This is a genomic window from Amycolatopsis sp. NPDC006131, from assembly GCF_040614175.1.
Classification (GTDB): Bacteria; Actinomycetota; Actinomycetes; order Mycobacteriales; family Pseudonocardiaceae; genus Amycolatopsis_E; species Amycolatopsis_E tucumanensis.
Map to the genome: position 1 here is coordinate 1 of NZ_JBEXTX010000230.1, position 2,827 is coordinate 2,827.

3 protein-coding genes are annotated in these 2,827 nt (G+C 74.8%); 1 reads left to right on the plus strand and 2 read right to left on the minus strand.

The genetic code is table 11. The features are described from left to right. Positions 1 to 157 precede the first annotated feature (157 nt). Both ABZ215_RS43555 and ABZ215_RS43560 read right to left on the minus strand, forming a co-directional pair. A complete protein-coding gene (locus ABZ215_RS43555) occupies positions 158 to 952 on the minus strand; it encodes an SAM-dependent methyltransferase (protein WP_354956802.1) in 795 nt (264 codons plus the stop codon). Between the two features lie 36 nt (positions 953 to 988). After that, positions 989 to 2,134 carry an FAD-dependent monooxygenase gene (locus ABZ215_RS43560; RefSeq protein WP_354956804.1) on the minus strand — a complete coding sequence of 382 codons (1,146 nt, stop codon included), beginning with the start codon at positions 2,132 to 2,134 and terminating at the stop codon, positions 989 to 991. A gap of 32 nt (positions 2,135 to 2,166) precedes the next feature. Here ABZ215_RS43560 and ABZ215_RS43565 point away from each other — a divergent pair, with 32 nt between their 5' ends. Further along, positions 2,167 to 2,757, plus strand: a complete 591-nt coding sequence (locus tag ABZ215_RS43565; protein WP_354956806.1) for a TetR family transcriptional regulator C-terminal domain-containing protein — start codon at positions 2,167 to 2,169, stop codon at positions 2,755 to 2,757. Positions 2,758 to 2,827: the final 70 nt, after the last annotated feature.

Below are 2,827 nucleotides of genomic sequence, written 5' to 3' on the forward strand. Positions count from 1 at the left end.
GCTGGCCCGGGAGGTAGCCCCGCGGCCGGGCCGGTGCGGGCTTCGCGCTCGAGGATGGCTGAGCGGGCGAGCGGACGCTGATCCGGCTCGTCGCGCAGCCCTCCCCGCGTGAGCGGCGGCGGCACGCGCCCGGGCGGGCGCTGCGTCGCGCCCAGGGCTACGTCCCGCTGAGCACCCGTCCGACGGCGCCCAGCAGGACGGCGCTCGCCTGGTCGTCCGGGTCCGGGAGGTAGCCCCGCGGCGGGTTCCAGTGCGTGGCGAGCACCAAGCCGGGCGGCACGAGCTCCGTGCCCTCGAACAGCGCCGCCACCTCGGCCCGCCCGCGCACCTGCGCGGACTGCCGCACCTTGGCGTTGTAGGTGTCGCGCACGTCCTCCTGCTTGCGCTGCTGGCGTTCGTCCTCCGGGGTCGTGATGTGCGTGAGCGCCAGGTAGCTTCCCGGCGCAAGCCGGTCGACATAACGACGCACCAGGGGGCGCACGTCGCCCGGCACGAAGGGCAGCACGGACACCATCAGCAGCCCCACGGGCTCGCCGAAGTCCAGCAGCCCGGCCCGCTCGAAGATGTCCTCCGGCTCCCGCGCGTCGGCCAGCAGGCAGGTCGCGTCCGGCTCCCCGGCGAGCAGGTCGTTGCTCACCTCGACCGTGCGCGGGTCCAGGTCGACGTAGACCACGCGCGAACCCGGCGCGTACCGCTGGGCGATCTCGTGCACGTTGCCCGCCACCGGGTAGCCGGAGCCGATGTCGAGGAACTGCCGGATCCCGTGCCCGGTCATCCAGCGGACCACCCGCTGCAGGAAGTCCCGGTTGTAGCGCGCGACCTGCCCGGCGAGCGGGAAGACCTTCTGCGCCGCGATCGCCGCCTCCGCGTCGCACGGCAGGTGGTGGTGCCCGTTCAGGTACCAGTCGTACACGCCCGCGGCCGACGCTGTGGTGCGTTCCTGCTGGGTCATCGGCGATCACCACCAGTCCGGCTGCTGCGAACCCGCTCAGTCTGACACGGCGGTCAACGGCGCGGGAGGGGTCCAGCGGGCGGCGGCGGTGGCCGCGCGGACCGACAGCCCGGCAGGCATGAGCCGGAGCACCGCGTTGCGTGCCGCGACCGCCAGTCGGTTCTTCAGCTGGGCGCCCAGCCGCCCGGCCTGGTCGGACCGGCGCGCGATCGCCTGGCTGCGCGGACGACGCTCGCGGTCGTAGGCGCTCAGCGCGTCCGCGACCGACGTGTGCCGGACGGTCGCGGCGGCGAGCACGACCGCGTCTTCGATGGCTTGGCAGCCGCCCTGGCCCAGGTACGGCGACATGGCGTGGGCGGCGTCGCCGAGCAACGCGACGCGGCCGCGCACGTACGTCGGCAGCGGGGTGCGCAGCGCGAGCAGGTCGTGCTGCAGGAACCGGTCGCCCGGCGTCGCCTCGATCAGGCTCGGCAGCGGCTCCGGCCAGTCACCGAAGTGACGGCGCAGGAAGGCTTTCGGGTCCGCGTGCCGGACATCGCGGGGCGACTCGCACGCCAGGTACCAGTACAGCCGGCCACCGGTCAGCGGCACTGCCCCGACCTCGGTGCCCGGACCGAGGAGACCGGACAGCTCGAGCGGCCCCGGATCGTCGAGGATCGCCCGGAACGCGGTGTGGCCCGTGTAGACCGGGCCGGGGTGGCCGGGCCAGAGCGCCGAGCGGACGGCGCTGTGCACGCCGTCGGCCGCGACGACCAGATCGGCGGTGAGCTCGCCGCCGTCCCAGCGCACCCGGCCGTCGCCGGTGACTTCGGTGACGGTGGTGCCCGCCCGCAGATCCGCGGCCGGGATGGCGTCGCGCAGCAGGTCGAGGAGCTGGGCGCGGGCGATGCCGAGGAGCGGTTTGCCCAGCGCGCGTTCGAACCGGGCGCCGTCGACCTCGGTCAGCAGGCGACCGTGGTGGTCCCGCAGCCGCCCGCTGACCTGCGGCACGGCGAGCGGCGCCAGGTCGAGGCCGAGCGATTCCAGTGCGCGCAAAGCGTTGGGCCACAACGTGATTCCGGCGCCGACCTCGGCGAACCGCGGCGCGCGCTCGAAGACGGCGACCTCCCAGCCCACCCGGCGCAGCCCGATCGCCGCGCTCAACCCGCCGATGCCGCCGCCGATGACCGCCGCTGTTCGCACGCACGCGACTCTACGCCTGTAGAGTCACCGGCGTGCGTCTGACGTCGATCGCGGACGCGGCCATCGAGGTGGTCGCCGCGGAGGGGATGCGCGGCCTGACCCACCGCGCCGTCGACCGGGCCGCGGGCCTGCCGCTCGGGTCGACCTCCTACTACGCCCGCACGAGGGCGGCGTTGCTGGAGTTGGCGGTCAGGCGGATCGCCGAACTCGACGACGCGTCGCTGACGGAGGCGGATGGCGAGTTGGCGCCGGCGCTCGCGCGGTTCCTGCACACGGCGATGACAACCGGCCGGACGCGCTTGGTGGCGCGCTACGAGTTCGCGCTGGAGGCCACGCGACGCCCCGACCTGCGGGCGATCTACGACCGGGTGGGGCAGCGGTTCCGCGACAGCTGCGCCGAACTGCTGGCGCACGCGGGCTCCCCGGACCCGGCGCGGCACACGCGGATGCTGATCGCCTGGTGCGACGGGGTGCTGTTCGATTCGGTGGCCGGAGCCGGGGCGGCTCGTGCGCCGGGGCCGGCGGAGCTGGAGCGCAGCACGGCTGAGTTCGTTGCGGTGCTGCTGCCTGGGGGTGGTGCTCAGCGCCCGCCCGCCGGTGGGGCGGGGGCCTCCGCCTGCTGATCGCCTGGTGTGGTGGGGTGGCCTGGGCGCTGGAGCAGGCAAGTAGGGCGGCCGAGTTCCTGGCGGCGCT